Here is a 22,169-nt window from a genome sequence, read left to right as displayed (position 1 = left end):
ACGCCGGCCGCATGGTCATCACGCCGTGAAGATCGCCGCGTCGCTTATCCGTTCGACACTGGTCGGAGTGAGTGACATGGATCGACGGCAGTTCATCGGCGCGCTCGCGGCCGGCGTGATCGGGACGGCGGCCGGCTGCCTCAGCGGCATCAACGACGTGACGACGTTTTCGGCAGCGCCGGCGCGCGTCTCGGACGAAGCGGCCGCGGAAGCCGGCTACGAGTACCGGGGGACGAGACGACGGGTCGACGAGGAACGCGTCGGCGGCGAGGACATCGAAGCGACGAGTTACATCAGCACGTACGACCGAGCGATCGACTTGCCGGCCGAGCAGTTCGGCGACGAGCCGGTTCGATCCGGCGTGTTCGGCGTGCTCACGACGCCCCAGGTTCGCGTCGGTGACACGGATTTCAACCCGGTGAGCGAGCTCTCGAACAGGGAGATCGCCGACCGCATCCAGGACCACTACGCGGGCCTCGAGATCGAACGGGCCGTCGGCGGTCGCGCGCTCGAGGCGCTTGGCGAGCGCTTTTCGGTCCAGACGTACGGGGGTACTGCAACGCTGCAGGACGAGTACGAGGCCGACATCGTTCTCGACATCGTCCAGCGCGACCACGAGGACGACCACATCGTGGTGGCCGCCATGTACCCCGCCGCTGACATCGTGCCGGGCGAGGCCGCGCGGATCGATACGCTGGTTCGCGGTCTCGAGCACTACGACGATCTCGAGGTCGATCTCGTCGAAGACGATGGGGACGGCGGCGAAGAGTAAGTCCAGCGAGAACCGACGGCACGGGGAGTCGCGACGAGGGCGACGGCGCGATCGGCGACTGCGAAGCCGCGGTCAGAGGCCGATCGCGGTGGCGATCGAGAGCCCGCTTGCGAGCGCGCCGAGCAGGTAGCCGCCGATCGCGCCGCCGTTGAGCAGTGGCAGGCCGGCGTGGGCCCGCCCCTCGAGAACCATGTACATGAGCGCGAGCAGGCCGGCGATCGTGCCGACCGCCGCGCCGATGGCCGGCAGGTTCACCGCGAGGACGGGGACGGCGAGGGTGCCGGCGTCGAGGAACGCCCCCGCGCTGGCCACGAGAACCGTTGGAATGACGGCGTCGCCGAGGCCGATGAACAGTGCGTCCCGATCGAGCGCGCCGTCAGCGTCCGGTCCGTCGTCGGCAGCCGCGTCGGTATCGTCGGGGTCGGCTGCAACACCGTTCGTAGCGTCGCCGGGCGCGTCACCGGCAGCATCGTCGCGCGCCTCAGTTTCGGTGCCGCCGTCCTCGAGAACGTCGTCGGTGCTGCCGGCCGCACGGTAGGAGTACGAGAGGGTCAGCGGGACGACGAGCACGACGGGAATCTTGAGGTCCATCACGCCCTCGGCGAGATCGAGCATGTGTTCGGTGCCGTAGACGCTGATGGCGTCGTAGATCGCGAGCGCCGAGAGCAACAGCAGTGCGGGAAGGAGGCCGAAGCTGATCCCGAACAGGGCGGCGGCACCGGCTCCCATCACCACCCCCGCGCCATCGATGACGTACCACTCGGGATACCACAGGAGTGCGCCGCCGACGGCCAGCGAGGCGACGACCGCGAGACCGCTTGCGACCCTTTCAGAGATGAACGGGTCGACGATCGCGGGGACGAGTTCGGCGAAGACGTACCACGAGATCATCACGCTCACGCCGACGAGCAGGAGCCGAATGAGGCGGTCGAGATCGTACTTGAACGCGGCGAGCATGAGCCCGGTCGCGACGAGCATGATGCCGACGTAGAGGATGCTGTTGGTCGGATCGTCGGGGTTTTCGACGGCCTGTCGGCCCGATTCGGTGAATGGGTCGACCAACGCCAGCGCGCCGAGTTGGACGCCGAGAAACAGGCAGACCGTCGCGCCGACGGCGGCGAGGACCCGAGTGCGGTCGTTCATGGCGCGGCGTTTGTCCCCCGCTCCTATTGGCCTTTCCACTTCGAGGTCGCCGAAAAAAGAGCGATCGATGCCGGACCGAACGGCGTCGTATCGGGCCGTTACCGGGCGTATAGCGTCGATCCGACCAGCGACGGCAGGTGGACTCCGTCGTCGGGGGTCACCGCCAGGTAGGGCCGCGAAACCGGTCCGAAGACGTCGACGACGCGGCCGACGGTCTCGAGGTCGTCGTCGATGACCATCGTCCCGATATCGTCGCGGTGGCCGTCGATATCGGTGGCGCGCTCGCCGCCGTCGACCGCGTCCGCCCGCAGGATTGCGAGCCCCTGCGCAGTACGGACGACCGTGCCAACCCGATGCATGTTACTCACGCATCGCGACGACGTACGCCGCGACGGCCTGAACGAGGTCGTTTTTCGTCGAGTCGTCGGCCCCGCGGACGACGACGCGGCCCCGTTCGGCCCAGTGTTCTCGAGAGTAGGCTTTGTCCCGCTCGATCGTGGCGTCGTACCCGATCTGCTGGACGGCCTTCGCGATCTCGTCGACCGTCGGCTCCTCGACCGCCAGATCCAGGGATACGCGCCGTCCCTCGGCCCGCGAGAGGGACGCATCGAGATAGGCGGGCCAGATAACGTTCTCGACCATGCGCGTCCCTGGGAGGTCCGGCGAGTAAACCCTTTTCAAAACGATACGTAACTGATGCCGAACTGAACCGGGGAGTGGCGGGGAACGGGTCGCCCGGATTATCGACGCCGTGTGGCGACCCCGATAGCGGCCAGCAGGGCGACGACGGCGACAGGGACACCGAATCCAGGGATGGCGCTCTCGCCGCTTGCCGCGTCGGTATCGGTCGCATCACTGCTCTCAGGAGACGCCTCGAGTTCGTCACTCACCTGCTCGTAGGCCTTGGGATGGACCGTTTCGACGATGTCGACGATCGCGTAGACGACCTGCGGGGTGGGCTGGCTGATGTGGTTCGCGTTGACGGCGAGAACGTTGCCGTTCCGGTACGCCGCCGTCGCTTTGACCTGGTCGGGTATCGGGGGTTCCTCCCTGTTATCCGGGTAGATGATCCACTCTGGATCCTCGTCAACGACGGTCTCGGCGTTTATCTGTCCATACCACGCGATCCCCGCATCGTCGGCGATATTGTCGACTCCACCAGTCGTTATGGCTTCGTGAATGAACGTCTCGGTACCGACTGTGGCCCCGTCCTCGCCCATCGCGTAGTACGCCAGCGGTCGCTCCTCGTCCTCGAGCGCCCCGTCGATGATCTCGAGTTGCTCGTCCATCCAGTCGACCGTTGCGTTGGCCCCGTCGCACTCGCCGGTGAGTTCGCCGGTCGTCAGGACGTTGTCGCGAACGTCGTCGAGCGAGCGGGCATCGTCGAACTGGTAGACGGTGAGTCCGGCATTGCGGAGTTGCTCGACGATCTCCTCGTCGGTCACGTTAGCGGCCAAGACGAGGTCGGGATCGAGATCGACCACTCGCTCGGAAAGGATCTCATACCCGTCGGTGACGGCCGTTCGATCACCCAGCTCGAGGTCGCTCGTCGCCGGGTTGTCGGGCATACCTACGAGCCGATCTTCGGCACCGATTTCGAACACCGTCTGTGCGTCGCTGGGCTGGAGCGCCACGACGGAGCCGGGTGCGTCCTCGAGCGTCATCGTCTCACCAGTGGCGTCGGTGACCTCGAGCGGGAACTCGCACTCGACCGACGAGTCGGGGCTGTCGGTCGATTGTCCGGTGACAGCGGGTGCGAACGCCGAAAGGGCGATCAGTACGGCCAGGAAGACGGGGAGTGATCGTCGCATCGCACGATCCTCCACCCTACTTCAACAAATATTTGCCCACTGCAAGTTTGGTTGCCATATGTATCGACCGGTCCGAACGGCGGCATGGTCGGCCGGGTTAGTCGTTCTGCTGGTCGTCGTTTCCCTTATCAGCGCTGCCCTCGGCCCGGTCAGGATCGATCTCGTGACGGTCGCGATGGCGATGCTGAACGCGATCGTCGTCCCCGCGGGCGTAACCGTCGGCAGCGCCACGGTTCCCGTTCTCGGCCTCTCCGTGCCGGTCCCCGGGCTCGAGTACGCCGCCGTCTTTTCGTTCGACGTTCCGGCGACGCGCCAGATCATCGTCGCGAACCTTCGGTTGCCCCGCATCGCGCTCGCGGCGACGGTCGGGCTCGCACTCGCCGCTGCGGGAACCGTGATGCAGGGGTTCTTCCGAAACCCGCTGGCCGATCCGTCGATCATCGGCGTGTCCGCCGGTGCCGCCGCGGGGGCGGTCGCCGCGATCGCGTTTCCGGCGCTGGTTCCGTTCGGGGGGCTTCACCTCTCGGCGTTCGCCGGCGCGCTCGCGACGGCGTTTCTCGTCTACGCGATCGCGACCGACGGGGGACGGACGCCGGTCGCGACGCTGTTGCTTGCCGGCGTCGCGGTCCAGGCGTTTCTCGGCGCGATGATTTCGTACATGCTCGTCCACAGCGGCGACTCGCTGCGGGAAGCCGTCTTCTGGATGATGGGGCGTCTCAACAACAGCCAGTGGGGCGACGTGGCGTTTGCGTTCCCGATCACGCTGGTCGGCGTCCTCGTGTTGTGTGCGTTCAGACGGGACCTGAACGTCCTCCTGCTCGGCGAGGAGGACGCTCATCACCTCGGCATCGAGGTCGAACGCACCAAACTGCTCTTGCTCGCGCTCGCGAGCGTCATTACCGCCGCCGGCGTCGCGGTCGCGGGCATCATCGGCTTCGTCGGGCTCGTCGTCCCGCACATCATGCGGCTCGTCGTCGGCCCCGATCACCGAATCCTGTTGCCGACCAGCGCGCTCGCGGGCGCGTCGTTCCTGGTTGCGACCGATACGATCGCCCGGGCCGGTCCCGCCGTCGTCCCCGTTGGGATCATCACGGCGGCCCTCGGCGCGCCGTTCTTCCTGTTTCTACTCACCCGCCGGGAGGTGCATTCGGTATGACAGACGCTGATCACCGCGACGATGACCGGGAAGCCGGGGTCGGACCCGATCCGGTGACCGTCTCCGTCGACGGCTGTTCCCTGGCGTTCGGCGATCTCTCGGTGCTCGAGGGGATCTCCCTCACGATCGAGCCCGGCGAGTTCGTCGGTATCATCGGACCCAACGGGGCCGGGAAGACCACGCTGTTGCGGGCGATCAGCGGCGCGCTCACGCCCGACACCGGCTCGGTCACGATCGACGGCATCGACGTTCACGACCTCTCCTCGCGGGCCTCGAGCCGCCTCGTCTCGGTCGTCCCCCAGGACACGACGCTCTCGTTTTCCTTCCCGGTTCGCGACGTCGTCGAGATGGGGCGACAGCCACACCGGTCGCGGTTTTCGTCGCCGGACCCCGAAGATCGCGCCGCGGTCGAGCGCGCCCTCGAGCGGACGCGCACGGCCGAGTTGGCCGATCGGCCGATCGACGAGGTCAGCGGCGGCCAGCGCCAGCGTGTCGTCCTGGCACAGGCGATCGCTCAGGAAACGCCGGTCATGGTGCTCGACGAACCGACGGCGAGTCTCGACGTCAATCATCAGATCGAGACGCTCGAACTCGTCCGCGACCTGGTCGCGGAGGGACGGACCGTGGTCGCGGCGATTCACGATCTGAACCTGGCCGCGCGATACTGCGATCGGCTCGTGTTGCTCGCCGACGGCGCGGTCGCTCGGGACGGACCTCCCGCGAGCGTTCTGACCGGCGATGCCCTCGCGGCGTCGTTCGACGCGAACGCGGTCGTCATGCCCAACCCGGTGACGGGAACCGAAACGGTGACCGCCTTCAGGGCCGACCGCCACGCCGATCCCCACCCGGAGCGCGTCCACGTGGTGGGGAGTGGAGCCGCCGCTGCCGGCGTCGTCGCTCGGTTGAGCACCGCGGGAATCGACGTGACACTCGGTCCGGTCTCGAGCGGCGATGCCGCTGCCGAAACGGCGCGGTCGATCGGCATCGAGTGCCTCGAGACCGAGCCGTTCGCGACGCTCTCCCCCGCGGAACTGGAGGGTGCCGAGACGCTGATTCGTGATGCCGGCGTGACGGTACTCGCCGATTTCGTGGTCGGGCCCGGAAACCGAGCGCTCCTCGAGGTGGTCGACGATGCCGAATCGCTCGTCCTGATCGAAACGCGGCCATTCGAGGAGCGGAACTTCGCCGGCAGTGCCGCCCGAAACCGGTACGAGAGCTATCGAGAGCGTGCGATCGAGGTCCCACGGCGTCGCGTGCTCGATGCGGTCACAGCGGTTGGCAAGAATCGGTCACAGTCCCAGCCGTCGCCGTCGATCGAGTCGACCGACGAATGACGACTGCCGGCTGTCGACGGTGAGCGTGGTCAAGCGGGTATTACGCGATCGAAACGCGTTCCGAGACCGAGACGTCCGATCGAGATCGACACCAGTACAGCGGGCAGAACCCGCTCGGCTCGCAACGGGAGCCGGTATCCGTTTCGTTGATCGGGAAGCGAATCAATGCCCGCTTCCCCCGTCAAATCACACTCTGTCTCGAGAAACGGGAGCACGCTTTTTTCATCGTCGTCGGAGTCGACGCGATGTATGACCCGCTCCGAACGGACGCGGCGAACGGCACTCGAACTCATCGGTGCGACGGCTGCGGCCACCGGTGTAACGGGCGTGGTGACTGCTCAGGAGAACGGGAACGAGGAGGAGGAGGCGGAAACCGATCGGCGTCCGATCATCCTCGCTGGCCGAATCGACCACTGGTACGGCATCGCACCCGAGGAGATCGAAGGCGAAGAGAACCCGACGCTGGATCTCGAGGACGGAGAGGCGTACGAGCTCGTCTGGATCAACGCCGACGGCGCCGAGCACGAACTGGTCCTCGAGAGCAGCGACGGGGAGGAACTCGAAGAATCCGACTCGTCGGAGACGGCGGGCGAGACAGTGTCGGTGACGTTCGAGGCGAACGAGGACGCCGTCGAGTATTACTGTGCGTTCCATCCCGAGTCGATGCGCGGTGACGTCGAGTTCGGCGGCGGGTTCGACCTCTAATCGACCGGGCACGACGAGCAGGGGCCGAGACCGAGGAGGAATCGAAGAGCGAGACGGGAGACGACGGGACCGGGTATTGGCTGGTCCGCCGTGACGGCGCGGACTGGACGGTTTTTTACCCCTCCGCCACCGAATGGCCGCCAATGACTGACTACGATTACGAGGCGCTTGGCCTCGTCGCCGGGCTGGAGATCCACCAGCAACTCGACACGGCGACGAAGCTGTTCTGTCAGTGTCCGACCGACCGCCGGGAGCCCGAGGAGTCGACACGCAGCTTCACGCGCTACCTCCACCCGACCCGGAGCGAACTGGGCGAACTCGACGACGCCGCCGTCGAGGAGAGCAAGGTCGACCGCGAGTTCGAGTACCTCGCCTACGACACGACCTGTCTCGTCGAGGAGGACGACGAACCGCCCCACGAACTCGACGCGGAGGCCCTCGAGACGACACTCGAGGTCGCCCAACTGATGGACATGACGCCGGTCGATCAGGCCCACGTCATGCGCAAGATCGTCGTCGACGGTTCGAACACGACCGGCTTCCAGCGCTCGTCGCTGATCGCCACCGGCGGCGCGATCGAGACCAATGAGGGTACCGTCGGTATCGAAGACCTCATGCTCGAGGAAGAGAGCGCACAGCGCGTCGCGGAGACCGACGACGGGGTGCGCTACAGCCTCGACCGGCTCGGCATTCCGCTGGTCGAGATCGGAACGCAGCCGGACATTTCGAGCCCCGAGCAGGCGCTCGAGGCGGCCGAGCGGATCGGCATGCTGTTGCGCTCGACGGGCAAGGTCAAACGCGGTCTGGGGACGATCCGCCAGGACGTCAACGTCTCCATCGAGGAGGGCGCTCGCGTCGAGATCAAGGGCGTCCAGAGCCTCGACGATATCGACGACATCGTCCACAACGAGGTCGCCCGACAGGCCGAACTGGTCGAGATCCGGGACGAACTCGCGGATCGCGACGCGTCGGTCGGTGACGGACAGGACGTGACCGAGGTCTTCGAGGACACCGACAGCGGCGTCATCGCGGGGGCACTGAACTCCGATGGGGCCGTCACGGCGGTCCCGCTGTATGGCTTCGACGGGATCGTCGGCCGGGAGATCGCCCCCGACCGCCGGCTCGGGACCGAACTCTCGGATCATGCGAAGCGCCACGGCGCGGGCGGGATCTTCCACACCGACGAACTGCCTGCGTACGGGGTCACGGAGGACGAGATGACGGCCCTGCGCGAGGCGGTCGGTGCCGGTCCCGAGGATGCCGTCGCGATCGTCGCCGCGGAAACGGGCGTGGCCGAGGCCGCCATCGAGGCCGCCGCCGAGCGCGCCGAGACCGCGCTCGAGGGCGTGCCCGAAGAAACGCGGGGCGCGAACGACGACGGGACGACCCGCTATCTCCGTCCCCTGCCCGGCGCGGCGCGGATGTATCCCGAAACGGACGTGCCGCCGGTCGAACCCGACCCGAGCGACGTCCCCGAACCCGAACTCCTGACGGAGAAGGTCGACCGCTATCAGGAGGAGTACGACCTCAGCGAGGGGCTGGCCGAGCAGGTCGCCTTCGGCGAGTACATGCCCCTGTTCGAGGACGTCGTGGCCGACGGGATCGATCCGACGCTGGCCGCAACGACGCTGGAATCGACGCTGACGGAAGTCCGCCGAGACGACGTGCCCGTCGAGAACCTGACCCACGACCACCTCGAGGGTGTCCTCCGGCTGGTCGAGGACGGCGAACTGCCCAACGAGGGCGTGCCGGACCTGCTCGCGGCGCTGGCCGAGGATCCGGACCGGACGGCCGAAAAAGCGGCCGAGGAAGCCGGACTCGGCGGAGCCGAGGAGGACGAGGTCCGCGAGGCCGTCGTCGAGGTCGTCGAACGCAACGCGGGACAGATCGAAGAAGAGGGGATGCAGGCCTTCTCGGGACTCATGGGCGAGTGTATGGGTGCGCTCCGCGGGAAGGCCGACGGCGACCTCGTCAGCGAACTCCTCCGCGAGGAGATTCAGAAACGAACGTAGCCCGCTAGCTGGCATCCCGTTTTCCCGCGGTCGTTACTCGCCGACGAGTTCCTCGAGCAGCGTCTCGAGGCTATAGCTCTGCAGCGCGTCCCGTTCTTCGATCGCCGAGATGACGAACGTCGAGTCGGTCCGTTCGACGCCCTCGAGTCGTTCGAACTCGGCGATCAGGCGTTCGACCATGCCGCTATCGCTCAGGCGCGCGACGACGATGAAGTCCGTCTCACCCATCGTGAAGTAGACGTTCGTGACCCCCTCGACGGTCAGGAGCCGATCCGCGAACGTCTCGTAGGAGCCCTGATAGTCCGCGTGAACCTCGATCAGCACGGTGACGCCCAGGCCGAGTTCCTCGAGATCGATATCGTAGCGGTCGTTCTCGATGACGCCCTCGTCCCGGAGGTTGTTGAGCCGATAGTGGATCGTCGAGATCGGGATGTCGGTCGCCTCGTGGAGTCGTTCGGGGCTCCCGGTCTCGAGTTCGGCGATCGCCTTGAGGAGGCGCACGTCGCGTTCGTCCATAGGACGACGTTCGACGCCGACCGACATGTGTTTTCCGACCGAGGTGATTGGAGGTTTCTACAATAATACCCCATCTAGTGGCGCCCGATTCGAAATACATTCATATGTGTGGTCTTTGGTTCTCAAAAATCGGCGTGCTTGTAGAAGGGTCTAAATACGGTCGCGATTTCCGAATGGAATATGAGATTAGTCGATTCAATTCCAGACGGGTACCGCGAAGCGGTGCTCTTTTCGATACTCGCACTGTGTTGGGGGAGTTCGTTCGTCGCGATCGAGATCGGACTCGAGTACGTCCCGCCGCTTCTGTTCGCCGGCTTTCGGTACGCGATCGCGGGCGCGATCGTCTTCGGATACGCCGCCGTGGCGAACGATCGGGTTCGACCGGCGGGGTGGGGCGAATGGGCGGCCGTTGCCATCGCCGGCATGTTCGTCATCGCGCTCTATCACGGCCTGTTGTATCTCGGCGAACTGTACGTGTCGGGTGCGGTGGCGGCGACCATCGTCAGCACGGCACCGATCCTGACGGCAGCGTTCGCCGGCGTGGTACTCCCAGAGGAGCGGCTGGCACCCGCCGGAGTGGTGGGCTTCGTGCTCGGTCTGGTGGGTGTGATCGCCGTCGTCCAGCCGTCGTCAGCCGCACTCGGCAGCGATGTCACGGTCGGCGCGACCCTCGTGTTCGGGTCGGCCATCGCGTTCGCACTCGGAAGCGTACTCGTCCGTCCGATCGACTCGGCGCTCCCGATCGAGACGCTCCAGGCGTGGGCGATGCTCATCGGGGCCGGCGTGTTGCTCGGCTGGGCGTTCCTGCGCGGGGAATCGGTCGCGGCGATCGAACTGACGGCGGGGATGGTGCTCTCGTTTGCCTACCTGACGCTCGTCTCCGGCGTGTTCGCGTTCTTCCTCTACTTCCACCTGCTCGAGCGAAGCGGAGCGACGCAGGTCATCCTCGTCAGCTACGCCGAGCCGGTGGTCGCGATGGGCGTGAGTTGGGTCACGCTGGGATACCTCGTCGATTCGCTCACGCTCGTCGGTCTGATGACGATCCTCGCCGGTTTCGTCGTGATCAAACGGGAGGCGCTGCGATCCCTGCTTCGCTCGGCCGTCGACGGAGCCACCACGACGCCGTGACCGTCCCTGTCGCGGGCGATCGCGGCAGTTCCCCGCTCGCGACGAACGGTCGGGCTGGCAGGTCATATCCGTCCCGTCGAAAACATTTATTAGCACACACGTTGCCCGACCACCTGACTGATGACCTCGACGAGCGAACCCGACCAACCGGCACTGACCGTGGTGTGTCACGTCCGAGCGCCGTTGCTGCTCGAGCCAGTGGACGAACAGATCGAGACGATACAGGCCTGCGAGTCGGAAGGCGCGATCGACGACCTGTTGCTTCGGAGTTGGCCCAAGGAGGTCGCACTGTCCGAGGAGAGCCCCCACCAGGAAGTCCTCGAGCGCTACGACCGGTTCTCGGCGTGGGCCGACGAGCGAGGCGTGACGATCCGGCCGCCGTTCCGAAAGCGCACGACGACGTCACAGGTGACCGGCGAGACCCGGGAGCGACTCGTGACGCCGCTGTTGTGTCTCGAACTCTACGCCGGCGACGAACTGCTCGGCGTTTTCCCACACTCCGACGAGGTGACCGCGGACACCTACACCACCGACGAGGCGATCGCGACGCTTCGAACCGGCGGTCTCCCGACGCCGCTCGCCGATCCGGACGAGGGTCTCGAGTCGGCGACGGGGGACACGTGCCCCGACTGCGGCGGGTCGTTGATCGACGGCCAAGGGCTATTCGCGTGTAGCGACTGTGGGTGGATCGGTACCGTCGCCGAGTCCGGCCGCCACGAGTCGGAGTCGGCACGACGGACACGGGAGCAGGAGCCGTCGATCGTCAAGTCGCAGTAGCAACCGGAAGGCGGGGACCGGGTTCGGGGACCTGCCTGCCCCGTCGGGCTCGTTTCGGCGCAGGGAACTGTCTTTCCCGTCTGACCCATCCGGGCTCGAGTCGGCGACCGACGGCGCGGTTACTCGCGGGCGAACTCCCCACCGTACTCGGCGTCGATTTCGATCCGCGAGCCGACAGTGGTGAACTCGACGGTCTCCGCTTCCGTCCCCAGCGCCGACTCGAGACGGCCCTCGTCGACGCGGTCTTCGCTACGATAGGTGACGACAGCGCTTGCGGTCGCGGCCGCATCGGTGTCGGTCACCACGAGGTGCTGGGAGACGCCGTTTGCCCCCTCGAAGGCGTCGAACGCGAACTGCAGGCTGTCCTCGTCGGTCGCCCGATCGCTCGAGAGCGACGCCGCGTCGAACTCGTCGGCATCGGTGTACAGACAGCTCGTGATTCCACCGTTCTCGCCGGCCCGGAGCAGGCGGTCGAAGCCGTCGTCGACCTCGTGTTTCGGCGGGCGGTCGCCGGTCGCCGTCGCGACCGTCCGCTCGACCGCGGCGACCGGATCGAACGCGGACTCGCTGCCGTTGGGATACGAGTACGCGTACACGCCGGCCGAGACCCCGACGACCTCGTCGCTCTCGTCGTGGGTATAGACGGCGTAGGCGTCCGCCTCGCTCTCGGCGGTGTAGCCCGCCGCCTCGAGCGCCGTCGCGAGGCCGTCGCGATCATACGAGCCGACGAGGGTGTAGACGCCGTCGGCGTAGACGAACTGCTCCTCGCCGTCGGCCGTCTCGTTGTGCTCGGTGTACGCATCGCGTCCGGCGGAGGTCCCCAGTTGTTGCAGGCCGAACGAACAGAGGAGTGCGACGACGACCGGGTTGCCGACGAGCGGGTCCGTCGGTTCCGCGCCGGCTTCGGCACCCTCGTCCTCGAGCAGCGTACTCATCGTCTCGACATCGATCGCGCCGTAGAAGTACGCCGAGCGATCGGTCGTCGGGAGTACCGAGGCATACGATGGGAGGTCGCCCTCGATGGAATCAGTCGTGTCGGTCTGGTCGTTCGAATCGGTCGAGGCGGCGTCGTCGGGTCCGGTACCGTTTCCGTCGGATGTCTCCGAACAACCGGCCAGAAACGCCATGCCACCGCCGAGCAACTGCAACGCGTTCCGTCGACGTAAGTCGGTCATCCAGTAGTCGTGGTTACCGGGACCGTATTACTGTAATGGCCATCGAGAGCGGCTGTGTTGATCGATTTGACACCTTCCGCCCGATGAGGCGACATCCGCTGCCCGAGGGTCAGTTCTCGGCCGGCCGGTCGGTCGCCCGCCGAAGGAGGCCCACCAACGTGGTCGCCTCGCGTTCGGTCAGGTCGGCCCGTCCGTACACCCGACGTAGCATCCGCATCGTCTTGTCGCGTTTCTCCGCCGGGTGGTTGATCTCCTCGAGCAGCGCCGCCCACTGGTCGTAGAGCCGATCGATCGTCTGCTCGGGCGCGCGGACGCGCTCGAGATCGGGCAACTGCGTTTCCTCGAGCGTGAGCGAACGGAGTTCGTAGAGGGTTACCGTGGCAGCCTGCCCGAGATTGAGCACGGGGTACTCGGCGCTGGCGGGGATCGAGCAGATCTCGTCGATGCGGGCGAGTTCCTCGTTCGTCAGGCCAACGCGTTCGCGGCCGAAGACGAGCGCGGTCGGTCCCTCGACCGTCGGTAACCGTTCGGCCAACGCCGCCGGCGTCGAGTAGGGAAACCGCGTGTGGCTACGGTCGTCTTCGTTCGTCACCGCCGTACAGCCGATCGTGTGGTAGGTCTCGGCGAGTTGGTCGAACGTGATCTCGTCGGCGTCGGGAAGGATGTCCTCGCGAGCGTGTCCCGCGAAGCCGTAGGCCTCGCCGTCGGGATCCAGTTCGGGCGGATCGACCAGCAGAAGGTCCTCGAAACCGAAGTTCTTCATCGCGCGAGCGATCGTGCCGACGTTACCCGGTGACTGTGCGTCGACCACGGCGACGGCCGGCGGCGTCCGATCCACATCCGTTCGGGTCTCGGGAGCGTTGTCACTCATTGGGTCGTCGGTGCGATGGACTCGAGACGATAGGTGACCGTACCGGTTCGGAGACGATGGGACGTGATCGCGTCCAATGGTCCCGTCGTCGCGATGAGCGTGTGCATACCTGGAGTACTGACCGGGAACGCAAAAAGAAACGCGTTCGGCGTTTCGGTCGGGTTCGCCACGCACACTCGAGTGTCCGTGTTCCTCGCAGTTCGCGCCCCTCACGATCCGAGTTCCTCTTCTTTTCTCCTCTTTCTTGATTCGTTTGACTAGTCTAGTAACTGGACTGGTCTAGTAACTAGTTGTGACAGGGAAGGGAGGGAGACGCGTTTTCCCTCGCATATGGGCGTGTTTTTGAACTGTAAGTCCGACATCGTACACAGTGGGAGAGGGACACACCCCCCTCGCGTTTGTAACGGGAATTCCGTGGGGGGTCCCTGTTCGAGAACACACCTTCGCCGCGGATGTAAATTCGGCCCAAAGACGGGGTCCAGGTCCAGGTATTCCGGGATCAGCTGCTCCCACCCCTACACTATTGCCGTTACAAACGCGAGGGGGGTGTGTCCCCCGATTGGACCCAGCTACCCGCTCGTTTCCGGTCTTTTCGGGCCGGCTCCGGTGCATTCGCTGTCATTCCGTCCTCATGAAAAGAACGCGATCGGATTCCCAGAATCGGATCGAGTGGCGCTCACACTGACTCGTTCGTGCGAGCCTTACATCCGCGATGGGGGTGTCCGCCGACGGTCCCGTCGCGCTTCGGTTAGAAGCGCGAGGGTGGCCCTGGAACAGCAGTTCCGATATACCGCTGTTATCCCCCGATTCGAACCACTCATACGGGTTATTTACATCCGCGATCGATCTCCATAGCTTTATTTCAATCCAGTTGGAAGGGGCCGGATATCGCAATGTCCGCCAACGACGATCGAGACCCGCTCTTTCGGTACGACGATCCGGTCTTCGCCGACGAGCGCCTGCTCGAGATCACGCACCTGCCCGGTCCGGATCGGATCGTCGGTCGTGACGAGCAGATGCAACGGGTTGCGGACGCCCTGAACCCGGCTATCTTCGGGAGCGAACCCAACCACCTGTTTATTTTCGGCAAGACCGGAACCGGTAAATCGCTCATCTCGCGGTCGGTCACCCAGCGCGTGATCACCGAGGCCGAGCACGACGACATCACGGTCAAGTACGCCTTCATCGACTGTGGCGAACAGAACACGGAAGCCTCTATCGTCAAGACGATCGCCCAGATCGTCAACGAACCCGACGCGAGCGGGGTCACCGTCCCCGACCGCGGGCTCGGTACCGGCGACTACTACAAGCGCCTCTGGCAGGCCATCGATCACTGTACCGACGTGACCATCGTCATCTTAGACGAGATCGACATGCTCGAGGACGACGAAGTACTGCGCAAACTCTCCCGGGCCGGCGAAAACCGCCGGATCTCGGACTCGAGTATCGGGATCATCGGCATCTCGAACAAGATCGACTTCCCCGATCACCTCTCCGAACGCGTCAAGTCGAGCCTTTCGCGGGACGAACTCGTTTTCTCGCCGTACGACGCCAACCAACTCGTCGAAATCCTCGAGAAACGGCGCGACGCCTTTCACGACGGGGTGCTCTCCGACGACGTGATTCCGCTGACCGCCGCACTGGCCGCCCAGGAACACGGCGACGCGCGAAAGGCGATCGACATCCTCCGGAACGCGGGTCGGATCGCGAAGAAGCAAAACGACACGCGGGTCACCGCCGATCACGTCCGCGACGCCAAGGAGAAGACCGAGGCCGACCGGTTCAACGAACTGATCGAGGGCTCGCCCCAGCAGGCGAAGGCGATCCTCTACTCGTTGACCTTGCTGACCGAGAACAGTTCGGAAAAGGAGTTCCCGACGAAGATCATCTACAATCAGTACAAGGAGGTCGCACATCGACTCGACTTCGACGTGCTCTCCGAACGGCGCGTCCAGGAGATCCTCCAGGAACAGAACTTCCTCAACGTGATCCAGTCCGAACGCGAGGGCCGGGGTCGCGGCCGCGGCGCACACGCGAAACACCGTCTGCTCGAGAATCCCTCGATCGTCAAGAAGGTCCTCCTGCGGGATTCGCGGCTGGCCGTCCTCGAGGACGGGGAGTGACGGTCCGTCCGATGAGACGACCGTGACGATCGATGGGACCCGCCGGATCAGGACCGGCGGTCCGGCGGCCCACTGCCCGACGCGGTCGTCTTCGGGATCGATTCGGCACCCGCTCGCCCGTCAGGCAGTCACGTAGGAAGGCGGTCCCGATTCGCCGGAACCACGATGCCTTTTTGCCTCGCTTCCACAGACCGAGTATGGACAGCGTCGACGCCGCCGGCCTCGGGATCGGTGACGAGTATCCGCCCCGAATCATGGGCGTGTTGAACGTCAGCGAGGAATCGCCGTACGATCCGAGCGTCTTCGACGACCCCGGACAGGCGGCCCGTTACGTCGACGAGGAACTGATCGACGAGGGGGCCGACATCGTCGATATCGGCCTCGAGTCGGCGAACAAGCGCTTCGACGTGCTCTCGGCCGAGGAGGAACTCGAGCGGCTGTCCGTCGCCCTCGAGACGATCGAGAGCGTGTCCGGGGACGCGATCTTCTCGATCGAGACGCGGTACGCCGAGGTGGCCGACGAGGCCCTTTCGCAGGGGTTCGATATGGTCAACGACATCTGTGGGTTCGCCGATCCCGAGATGCCGACCGTCTGTGCGGACTACGACGCCGCCGTCGCCAAGATGGCGAGTCCGCCCGACCTCGAGCGGCCGGGTGCCGTCGAGGAGACCGACTGGGCAGCACGGAAGTCCCCGGACTGGGCGGCCGACGCCGACTACGTCGAGCAAGTATACGAGGCGCTGAAACAGAACGGACTGACCGACAAGACGATCATCGATCCCGCGTTCGGCGGGTGGAGCGAGGCTCAGACGCTCGCCGACGACCGCGCTGTCTTCCGCCGGCTCCGCGAGTTCCGTGCGCTCGACCGGCCGATGCTGGTCTCGATCAATCGGAAGAACTTCCTCGGCGAGCTCGCGGACCGCACGACCGACGAGCGGTTACCGGTGAGCCTGGCGGCGACTTCGATGGCCGTCGAGCGCGGCGCACACGTGATCCGGACCCACGACGTGGCCGAAACGCGGGACGCGGCGCTGATCGGGAAGGCGTTTACCGAGCGTGCAAGCGCCAGTGTCGACGGGGTCTCCATCTCGCAACTGGACGTGGACTCGACCCGCGCGTTTCGGACCCAGCTCAGAGAGCGCGGGATCGATCCCGCGTTCGCGGACGACTGGGGGACCCAACTGCTCGAGATCGAGGGCCTCGACGACGACGCGAGCGAGCGGCTGACGGCGATCGCAGCGGAACACGGTGCGGTCGTCCAGCCGTCGGACGACGGCGCGCTCCTTCTTATGGGATCGACGACGGCAGTTTCCGATGTTTCAGGTCGTCTCGCCACAAAAAGCGACGACATCGCGGCCCTCGGAGAGAAGCTGTCAAGGCTGCTGCGTTAAGAGAAAGCTTATGACGTATGCTTCGAAAGGAGGGAGTGGACGCCGGGGCAGCCTCCCGGGTAGGGGTACTTTGGAGGCGACCCCCGGCCCATAACACGGAATTATTGCGCTGCTACATTGCCCAGTGCGAACTGGGTCCAGCTACGGAGTGTTGGCAGTTATTTGTCACTTTGGCCTCGGTGATCGTTGCTGCTATCGGAACCTGCTCTCGGCCTCCCGAGACCGAACACACAAACGGGTCGAGCGTCGAAAACGGTCACATGGAGTTCGACGATTGGGAACCAGTCTACGAGGCGATCTGCCGCGATTTCGGCTACGATCGCGCCGGCGATGAGCGAGGGCGCGATCGCCTCGCGTCCCTTCTCGAGGCGTCGTTCGACCCCGCCGACTTGCCGATCGGCCCCGAAACGACCGTCGCCGTGGCGGGAGCAGGGCCGTCCCTCGAGACCAACCGGGCCCTCAAGCGAGCACGCGAGGCCGATGTCGTCGTCGCCGCGTCGACGGCCGTCGAAACGCTCGCGAGCCACGGTATTGCCACCGACTGCATGGTGACGGATCTCGACAAGAATCCGGCGACCGTCGAGCGACTCACCGCGCGGGGCGTCCCGGTCGCGGTTCACGGTCACGGCGACAATCTCGATTCGATCCGGACGGTCGTTCCGAACTGTGACCACGACTACGTTCTGCCGACGACACAGGCCGCACCGCAGGGCCCGGTCCGGAACTTCGGCGGCTTTACCGACGGCGATCGGGCCGCGTTTCTCGCCGATCACGCCGGAGCCGCTCGACTCGTCTTCGTCGGCTGGGACTTCGACGATCCCGCGGTCGACCCACCGAAAGCGCGCAAACTCGAGTGGGCCGAGCGCCTCCTCTTCTGGCTCGAGGCGCGCCGTGACGAGCGATTCGCGGTGCTCGACGGCCGCCGGGACGCCATCGAGACGACCGCGCTTCCGATCCCGTAACGAGACCCGTCGGGCCTCGATTCGACTCCGGCTCCCGACTCCCGCCGTGACCGACGCCGCTGACTTCGGGCTCGGCGACCGGACGACCGCCGCTCACTGAATCCGATACTCGGCGGTATCGCGACAGCCACAGGCCGGACAGTGCGCGAGCGTCGACTCGAGCGTCGTCCCACACCGACGACACTCCTCGATGACTGTTCCGTCGCCTCTCGGGCGCAACGCCGCCTTGAGTGCTCTTCGCAGCCTCGATCGTATCGTGGGCCCGTTCTCCTGTCCCCTCATGAGCGGCCCGTCGAGAATATCACCGTTCGTTATTGTCTCGATATACTGACCGCCGCTCGCTCCGTCGCGTGGTAATTCGGTCCTAATCGCGGATGTTAAAACAGCGCGTCGAGTTCATCGCCGGTGTCCATCAGCGACGCGAAGTCCTCGTCGGCGGTCGCCTGCACGTCCGCGGTCGTCTCCTGCGCCTCGATCGCGACCTCTTGCAGTTGGTCGATCCGGGGCACGTCGGTCACGCCCGACAGCAGGACGACCGTCCCCACCTCATCCCGAACCGTGATCGGGTAATCCCCGCCGCGGATCTCCATGCTGCCGGTCTCGTCCTCGAGCCACTGGCGGCCGCGTTCGACGCCCTTGCGATTGAGGTAGCTCGGCGGCCCGCTCGCGACGACCAGGCCGCGGTCGGCGCTGGCGACGTCGCAGGGGAGCGTGAGGCGGCCGAGGGTTGCTTTGCGGACGAGGCTGGTCAGTCGGTTCGTCGCCGCTCCTTCGTCGAACTCGTCGTCGTCGGTCAGCGAGGACAGGAGGCCGTCGTCGATCTCGACCGTCTCGCTGGCGTAGCCGACCGTGGAGACGCCGCTGTTCGAGAGCGTGTTGATGATCTCGCTCGAGTCGACGACGCTCTCGGCGACGTGATCGCCCTCCCTGACCTCGCCGGCGGCGAAGAGGAGGCCGAACCGCTCGACGATTTCGCGGTTGATGCGGTCGTAGCCGCCTTCAACGGACTCGCCGGCGCTGCGCCAGGCGTCGTTGTCGAAGACCAGCAGGTTGTCGACCTGGTCGACGAACGTCCGGAACGAGCGGGCCGCGTTGAGCGTGTAGATGCCACCCTCGTCCGTGCCGGGGAGGATACCCAGCCCGTAGACGGGTTGGGTGTAGACCCGCTGGAGGTGTTTCGCGAGGACCGGCGCGCCGCCGCTCCCGGTGCCGCCACCCATGCCCGCGACGACGAGGAACGCATCGATTTCGTGGACCGGAATCCGATCGATCGCGCCCTGTAGTTCGTCGATGTTCGCCTCGGCGATTTCCGCGCCGAGTTCGTTGTCAGCGCCGACGCCGTGGCCTTTCACGCGTGCCTGTCCGATGAGGACTCGGTTCTCCACGGAGACGCGGTCGAGGCCTTTGAGGTCCGTCGTCGCCGAGTTGATCGCGATCGCCGATTCGACGAAGCCGCCGTCGATCGCGTCGTCGAACGCGAGGAACTCGTCGACGACCTTCCCGCCTGCCTGACCGAAGCCGATGAGTGCGAGTTTCATAGCTGTCTGACGTGGCCGTTCCCCGGCGCGACCGCGACCGAGCAGCGTCTCCGGACGGATCGACCGGGACCGGAACGGGTTCCACGCCCCGTGGTTCCGCGGACGCAGGCATTGTTATGAGCCGCATATACTCGAAGAAAATATACTCACGAACTCATTACTCTCTGTAAATACTGACTCTCACCGAGTGCTAGCACCTTCCGCATCGGCCGAGTCATCGACGACATGGCGGTGCGGTCACACCTCGAGCGAGTCGTCAGTCGTGGCGCGTCGATACCCCCACGTTTTCCGTTCTCCGCCCGTCAGATCCGGGTATGATCGTACACTGGCACCGGCGGGATCTCCGCCCGGGTGACAATCGCGGACTCGCACGCGCCGCCTCGACCGACGAGCCGGTCGTCCCGCTGTTCGTGCTCGACCCGTCCGTCCTCGAACACGCCTCGCCGATCCGGGTCGCATGTCTGCTCGAGGCCCTCGAGAGCCTTCGGTCGTGGTACAGAGCACACGGGAGTGACTTGCTCGTGGTGCGAGGCGAGGCGAGCACGGCCGTGCCCCGGGTCGCGACGGCACACGACGCCGCGACGGTCGTCTGGAACGAGGACTACAGCGGACTCGCCCGGAAACGCGATCAGGCCGTCCGGACGGCACTCACGGACGAGGGTATCGCGGCCGAGTCGGTCCACGATGCGATCCACCACGAACCGGGATCGATTACGCCGAATCAGGGCGACCACTACTCGGTCTTTTCGTACTTCTGGAAGAAGTGGCGCGACCGCGACAAGCGACCACCGGCCGACGAACCCGAGGCGAGCGACCTCGCGGCCGTCTCGGGTGACCCGATCCCGTCGCTTGACGAGGTCGGCTTCGATGACCCCGAGGCGACGCCGCCGACGGTGACGACGGCGGCGGCCCGGGAGCGGGTGGCCGACTTCTGTTCGGGCCCGATCTACGAGTACGCCGCGCTGCGCGACTATCCCGCCGAAAGCGGGACCTCCCGACTCTCGCCCCACCTCAAGTGGGGAACGATCGGGCCACGGGAACTGTACGCCGCCACCGAGCGGGCCGCCGAACGAGCCGCGAGCGACGGGGACCGCGAGAGCGTCCGCGAGTTCCAGCGTCAACTCGCCTGGCGGGAGTTCTACGCCCACGTCCTCGCGTTCAATCCGAACACGGTCACCGAGGATTTCAGCGGCTACGACAACGAGATCGACTGGCACGACGATCCCGACGCGCTCGAGGCCTGGAAAGCCGGCACGACGGGGTATCCGATCGTCGACGCGGGGATGCGCCAACTCCGCGCGGACGGGTGGATGCACAACCGCGTGCGGATGCTCGTTGCCTCCTTCCTGACGAAGGACCTCTTGACCGACTGGCGCGCGGGGTACGCCTGGTTCCGGGAGAAACTGGCGGACCACGACACCGCAAACGACGTCGGGGGGTGGCAGTGGGCGGGCTCAACCGGGACCGACGCCCAGCCGTACTTCCGGGTGTTCAACCCGATGAAACAGGGCCGCGAGTACGATCCCGACGCCGAGTACATCCGCGAGTACGTCCCCGAACTCGCGGACGCGACCGCCGAGGAAATCCACGGCTGGCACGACCTCGAGCCGCCCGAGCGCGAGCGGATCGCCCCCGACTATCCGGGACCGATCGTCGACCACGCCGAGCGTCGGGACCGAGCCATCGCCCTCTTCGAACGGGCGCGCGGCGAGGCGTCGGAGTAGGTCGCGCCGCCGAGATCGACCTACGCCCAGTAGGCGTCTCCGGGCTGGGTCTCGAAGATCGCCCGCTCGAGGAGGTCGATCGCCTTCTCGAGCCCTTCCCGCGAACTGGTCAGGGAGTCCTCGTGTTCGATGCTCAGCGCGCCGTCGTAGTCGACCAGCCGGAGCGTCGAGACGATGTCCTTCCAGTGGATTTCGTCGTGGCCGTACCCGACCGATCGGAAGAGCCACGAGCGGTTGGGCTCGTCGTCGTAGGCGGTCGTGTCTAGCACTCCCTTTTCGCGGGCCTGTGCGTCGTAGATCTTGGTATCCTTGGCGTGGACGTGGTGGATCGCGTCGCGCTCGCCCAGATAGCGGATCGCGTCGGTGATCGTGATCCCCTGCCAGTAGAGATGCGAGGGGTCGACGTTCGCGCCGATCCGCTCGCCGGTCGCCTCGCGCAGCCGCGCCAGTCCATGGGGCTCGTAGACCAGCATGTTCGGATGCATCTCGATCGCGATATCGACCTCGTGATCGGCGGCCAGGGCCGCGATCTCACCCCAGTAGTCGACGGCCCGCTCCCACTGGTACTCGAGCGCGTCGGCGTGTTCGGGCGGCCACGGGGCCGTGATCCAGTTTGGCACCTCGTCGTTCGGCCCGCCGGCCGGGAGTCCCGAGAAGCAGGTGACGGTCCCGACCTCGAGTTGGGCGGCCAGTCGGATCGCCTCGCGGAGTTCGGTGTCGGCTTTCTCGGCCCGCTGCTCGTCGGGATGGAGGGGGTTGTTGTGAGTCGCGAGCGCGCTGATCCGCATATCGTACTCCGCGAGCAGACTGCGGAGCTCCGCCTGTTCGCTCTCGTCGTCGAGGTATGCGGCCCGCTCGAGGTGGTCCTGGCCCGGATGCCCGCCGACGCCCGGTTCGATCGCCCCGACGCCGAGTCCGTCGAGATAGGGCAGCGCGCTCTCGAGTGGTTCGTCGGCCAGTGGTGGGGTATGCACGCCGATCTCCATGAGGCGTGCCAGCACGGCCGGAACGATAAAACGAAGGCTGGCAGG

19 protein-coding genes and 1 pseudogene are annotated in these 22,169 nt (G+C 65.9%); 11 read left to right on the top strand and 9 right to left on the bottom strand.

What is annotated here, in order from left to right; all coding sequences use genetic code 11:
- The first annotated feature begins 76 nt into the window (after positions 1-76).
- The gene (locus C486_RS16920; protein ID WP_008458317.1) at positions 77-772 is read left to right on the top strand and encodes a DUF6517 family protein; all 696 of its coding nucleotides are present in this window, start codon (positions 77-79) and stop codon (positions 770-772) included.
- 72 nt (positions 773-844) lie between these two features.
- Here C486_RS16920 and C486_RS16915 read toward each other — a convergent pair whose 3' ends face one another.
- The 4 genes from C486_RS16915 to C486_RS16900 form a co-directional block, all read right to left on the bottom strand.
- Positions 845-1,915, bottom strand: a complete 1,071-nt coding sequence (locus tag C486_RS16915; protein ID WP_008458315.1) for a presenilin family intramembrane aspartyl protease PSH — start codon at positions 1,913-1,915, stop codon at positions 845-847.
- 98 nt (positions 1,916-2,013) lie between these two features.
- A complete protein-coding gene (locus C486_RS16910) occupies positions 2,014-2,274 on the bottom strand; it encodes an H/ACA ribonucleoprotein complex subunit GAR1 (RefSeq protein ID WP_008458313.1) in 261 nt (86 codons plus the stop codon).
- 1 nt (position 2,275) lies between these two features.
- Positions 2,276-2,557 (bottom strand): signal recognition particle subunit SRP19, encoded by a 282-nt coding sequence (gene srp19 / locus C486_RS16905; protein WP_008458311.1) that lies wholly within the window; start codon positions 2,555-2,557, stop codon positions 2,276-2,278.
- A 98-nt stretch (positions 2,558-2,655) separates the two neighbouring features.
- Positions 2,656-3,726, bottom strand: a complete 1,071-nt coding sequence (locus C486_RS16900) for a PGF-CTERM-anchored ABC transporter substrate-binding protein (protein WP_008458309.1) — start codon at positions 3,724-3,726, stop codon at positions 2,656-2,658.
- 58 nt (positions 3,727-3,784) lie between these two features.
- Here C486_RS16900 and btuC point away from each other — a divergent pair, with 58 nt between their 5' ends.
- The 4 genes and pseudogenes from btuC (at position 3,785) to gatE (ending at position 8,933) form a co-directional block, all read left to right on the top strand.
- The gene (gene btuC / locus C486_RS16895; protein WP_008458307.1) at positions 3,785-4,882 is read left to right on the top strand and encodes a vitamin B12 ABC transporter permease BtuC; all 1,098 of its coding nucleotides are present in this window, start codon (positions 3,785-3,787) and stop codon (positions 4,880-4,882) included.
- 116 nt (positions 4,883-4,998) lie between these two features.
- A pseudogene (locus tag C486_RS16890) lies at positions 4,999-6,216 on the top strand (ATP-binding cassette domain-containing protein); the annotation flags it as partial.
- A gap of 249 nt (positions 6,217-6,465) precedes the next feature.
- Positions 6,466-6,921 (top strand): cupredoxin domain-containing protein, encoded by a 456-nt coding sequence (locus tag C486_RS16885; RefSeq protein WP_008458303.1) that lies wholly within the window; start codon positions 6,466-6,468, stop codon positions 6,919-6,921.
- Positions 6,922-7,064: 143 nt separating this feature from the next.
- Positions 7,065-8,933, top strand: coding sequence for a Glu-tRNA(Gln) amidotransferase subunit GatE (gene gatE / locus C486_RS16880; protein ID WP_008458301.1), 1,869 nt, complete (start codon positions 7,065-7,067; stop codon positions 8,931-8,933).
- A gap of 33 nt (positions 8,934-8,966) precedes the next feature.
- Here the strand turns inward: gatE and C486_RS16875 are convergent, their stop codons facing one another.
- Positions 8,967-9,449 carry an Lrp/AsnC family transcriptional regulator gene (locus tag C486_RS16875; protein ID WP_008458298.1) on the bottom strand — a complete coding sequence of 161 codons (483 nt, stop codon included), beginning with the start codon at positions 9,447-9,449 and terminating at the stop codon, positions 8,967-8,969.
- Positions 9,450-9,629: 180 nt separating this feature from the next.
- Between C486_RS16875 and C486_RS16870 the strand changes: the two genes are divergently transcribed.
- On the top strand, positions 9,630-10,577 hold the full coding sequence (locus tag C486_RS16870; RefSeq protein ID WP_008458297.1) for a DMT family transporter: 948 nt from the start codon (positions 9,630-9,632) through the stop codon (positions 10,575-10,577).
- A 120-nt stretch (positions 10,578-10,697) separates the two neighbouring features.
- Positions 10,698-11,354 (top strand): HTH domain-containing protein, encoded by a 657-nt coding sequence (locus C486_RS16865; RefSeq protein WP_008458295.1) that lies wholly within the window; start codon positions 10,698-10,700, stop codon positions 11,352-11,354.
- Between the two features lie 119 nt (positions 11,355-11,473).
- Here the strand turns inward: C486_RS16865 and C486_RS16860 are convergent, their stop codons facing one another.
- Positions 11,474-12,529, bottom strand: coding sequence for a hypothetical protein (locus tag C486_RS16860; RefSeq protein ID WP_008458294.1), 1,056 nt, complete (start codon positions 12,527-12,529; stop codon positions 11,474-11,476).
- Positions 12,530-12,638: 109 nt separating this feature from the next.
- Complete coding sequence (locus C486_RS16855) at positions 12,639-13,400, bottom strand: RNA methyltransferase (RefSeq protein ID WP_008458292.1); 762 nt, start codon at positions 13,398-13,400, stop codon at positions 12,639-12,641.
- A gap of 893 nt (positions 13,401-14,293) precedes the next feature.
- Here C486_RS16855 and C486_RS16850 point away from each other — a divergent pair.
- From C486_RS16850 to C486_RS16840, 3 genes are all read left to right on the top strand, one after another.
- The gene (locus C486_RS16850) at positions 14,294-15,523 is read left to right on the top strand and encodes a Cdc6/Cdc18 family protein (RefSeq protein WP_008458288.1); all 1,230 of its coding nucleotides are present in this window, start codon (positions 14,294-14,296) and stop codon (positions 15,521-15,523) included.
- 197 nt (positions 15,524-15,720) lie between these two features.
- Positions 15,721-16,914 carry a dihydropteroate synthase gene (folP, locus tag C486_RS16845; protein ID WP_008458286.1) on the top strand — a complete coding sequence of 398 codons (1,194 nt, stop codon included), beginning with the start codon at positions 15,721-15,723 and terminating at the stop codon, positions 16,912-16,914.
- A gap of 260 nt (positions 16,915-17,174) precedes the next feature.
- A complete protein-coding gene (locus tag C486_RS16840; RefSeq protein ID WP_008458283.1) occupies positions 17,175-17,876 on the top strand; it encodes a 6-hydroxymethylpterin diphosphokinase MptE-like protein in 702 nt (233 codons plus the stop codon).
- A 377-nt stretch (positions 17,877-18,253) separates the two neighbouring features.
- On the opposite strand, the gene C486_RS16830 is transcribed toward C486_RS16840, so the two are convergent.
- Positions 18,254-19,414, bottom strand: a complete 1,161-nt coding sequence (locus C486_RS16830) for a tubulin/FtsZ family protein (protein ID WP_008458280.1) — start codon at positions 19,412-19,414, stop codon at positions 18,254-18,256.
- A gap of 314 nt (positions 19,415-19,728) precedes the next feature.
- On the opposite strand from C486_RS16830, the gene C486_RS16825 reads away from it, so the two are divergent.
- A complete protein-coding gene (locus C486_RS16825) occupies positions 19,729-21,138 on the top strand; it encodes a cryptochrome/photolyase family protein (protein WP_008458278.1) in 1,410 nt (469 codons plus the stop codon).
- Positions 21,139-21,158: 20 nt separating this feature from the next.
- Here C486_RS16825 and C486_RS16820 read toward each other — a convergent pair whose 3' ends face one another.
- The gene (locus tag C486_RS16820; protein WP_008458276.1) at positions 21,159-22,124 is read right to left on the bottom strand and encodes a sugar phosphate isomerase/epimerase family protein; all 966 of its coding nucleotides are present in this window, start codon (positions 22,122-22,124) and stop codon (positions 21,159-21,161) included.
- Positions 22,125-22,169 lie beyond the last annotated feature (45 nt).

The sequence above is a fragment of the Natrinema gari JCM 14663 genome, assembly GCF_000337175.1.
Classification (GTDB): Archaea; Halobacteriota; Halobacteria; order Halobacteriales; family Natrialbaceae; genus Natrinema; species Natrinema gari.
Note: the sequence above shows the minus strand (reverse complement) of the source record. Positions and strands in the feature narration are given on the sequence as shown.

What these genes read in the sequence shown, in the direction of transcription:
- C486_RS16920 (WP_008458317.1), top strand. Translation starts at nt 77, where the DNA reads ATGGATCGACGGCAGTTCATCGGCGCGCTCGCGGCCGGCGTGATCGGG.
- C486_RS16915 (WP_008458315.1), bottom strand. Translation starts at nt 1,915, where the DNA reads ATGAACGACCGCACTCGGGTCCTCGCCGCCGTCGGCGCGACGGTCTGC.
- C486_RS16910 (WP_008458313.1), bottom strand. Translation starts at nt 2,274, where the DNA reads ATGCATCGGGTTGGCACGGTCGTCCGTACTGCGCAGGGGCTCGCAATC.
- srp19 (WP_008458311.1), bottom strand. Translation starts at nt 2,557, where the DNA reads ATGGTCGAGAACGTTATCTGGCCCGCCTATCTCGATGCGTCCCTCTCG.
- C486_RS16900 (WP_008458309.1), bottom strand. Translation starts at nt 3,726, where the DNA reads ATGCGACGATCACTCCCCGTCTTCCTGGCCGTACTGATCGCCCTTTCG.
- btuC (WP_008458307.1), top strand. Translation starts at nt 3,785, where the DNA reads ATGTATCGACCGGTCCGAACGGCGGCATGGTCGGCCGGGTTAGTCGTT.
- C486_RS16885 (WP_008458303.1), top strand. Translation starts at nt 6,466, where the DNA reads ATGACCCGCTCCGAACGGACGCGGCGAACGGCACTCGAACTCATCGGT.
- gatE (WP_008458301.1), top strand. Translation starts at nt 7,065, where the DNA reads ATGACTGACTACGATTACGAGGCGCTTGGCCTCGTCGCCGGGCTGGAG.
- C486_RS16875 (WP_008458298.1), bottom strand. Translation starts at nt 9,449, where the DNA reads ATGGACGAACGCGACGTGCGCCTCCTCAAGGCGATCGCCGAACTCGAG.
- C486_RS16870 (WP_008458297.1), top strand. Translation starts at nt 9,630, where the DNA reads ATGAGATTAGTCGATTCAATTCCAGACGGGTACCGCGAAGCGGTGCTC.
- C486_RS16865 (WP_008458295.1), top strand. Translation starts at nt 10,698, where the DNA reads ATGACCTCGACGAGCGAACCCGACCAACCGGCACTGACCGTGGTGTGT.
- C486_RS16860 (WP_008458294.1), bottom strand. Translation starts at nt 12,529, where the DNA reads ATGACCGACTTACGTCGACGGAACGCGTTGCAGTTGCTCGGCGGTGGC.
- C486_RS16855 (WP_008458292.1), bottom strand. Translation starts at nt 13,400, where the DNA reads ATGAGTGACAACGCTCCCGAGACCCGAACGGATGTGGATCGGACGCCG.
- C486_RS16850 (WP_008458288.1), top strand. Translation starts at nt 14,294, where the DNA reads ATGTCCGCCAACGACGATCGAGACCCGCTCTTTCGGTACGACGATCCG.
- folP (WP_008458286.1), top strand. Translation starts at nt 15,721, where the DNA reads ATGGACAGCGTCGACGCCGCCGGCCTCGGGATCGGTGACGAGTATCCG.
- C486_RS16840 (WP_008458283.1), top strand. Translation starts at nt 17,175, where the DNA reads ATGGAGTTCGACGATTGGGAACCAGTCTACGAGGCGATCTGCCGCGAT.
- C486_RS16830 (WP_008458280.1), bottom strand. Translation starts at nt 19,414, where the DNA reads ATGAAACTCGCACTCATCGGCTTCGGTCAGGCAGGCGGGAAGGTCGTC.
- C486_RS16825 (WP_008458278.1), top strand. Translation starts at nt 19,729, where the DNA reads ATGATCGTACACTGGCACCGGCGGGATCTCCGCCCGGGTGACAATCGC.
- C486_RS16820 (WP_008458276.1), bottom strand. Translation starts at nt 22,124, where the DNA reads ATGGAGATCGGCGTGCATACCCCACCACTGGCCGACGAACCACTCGAG.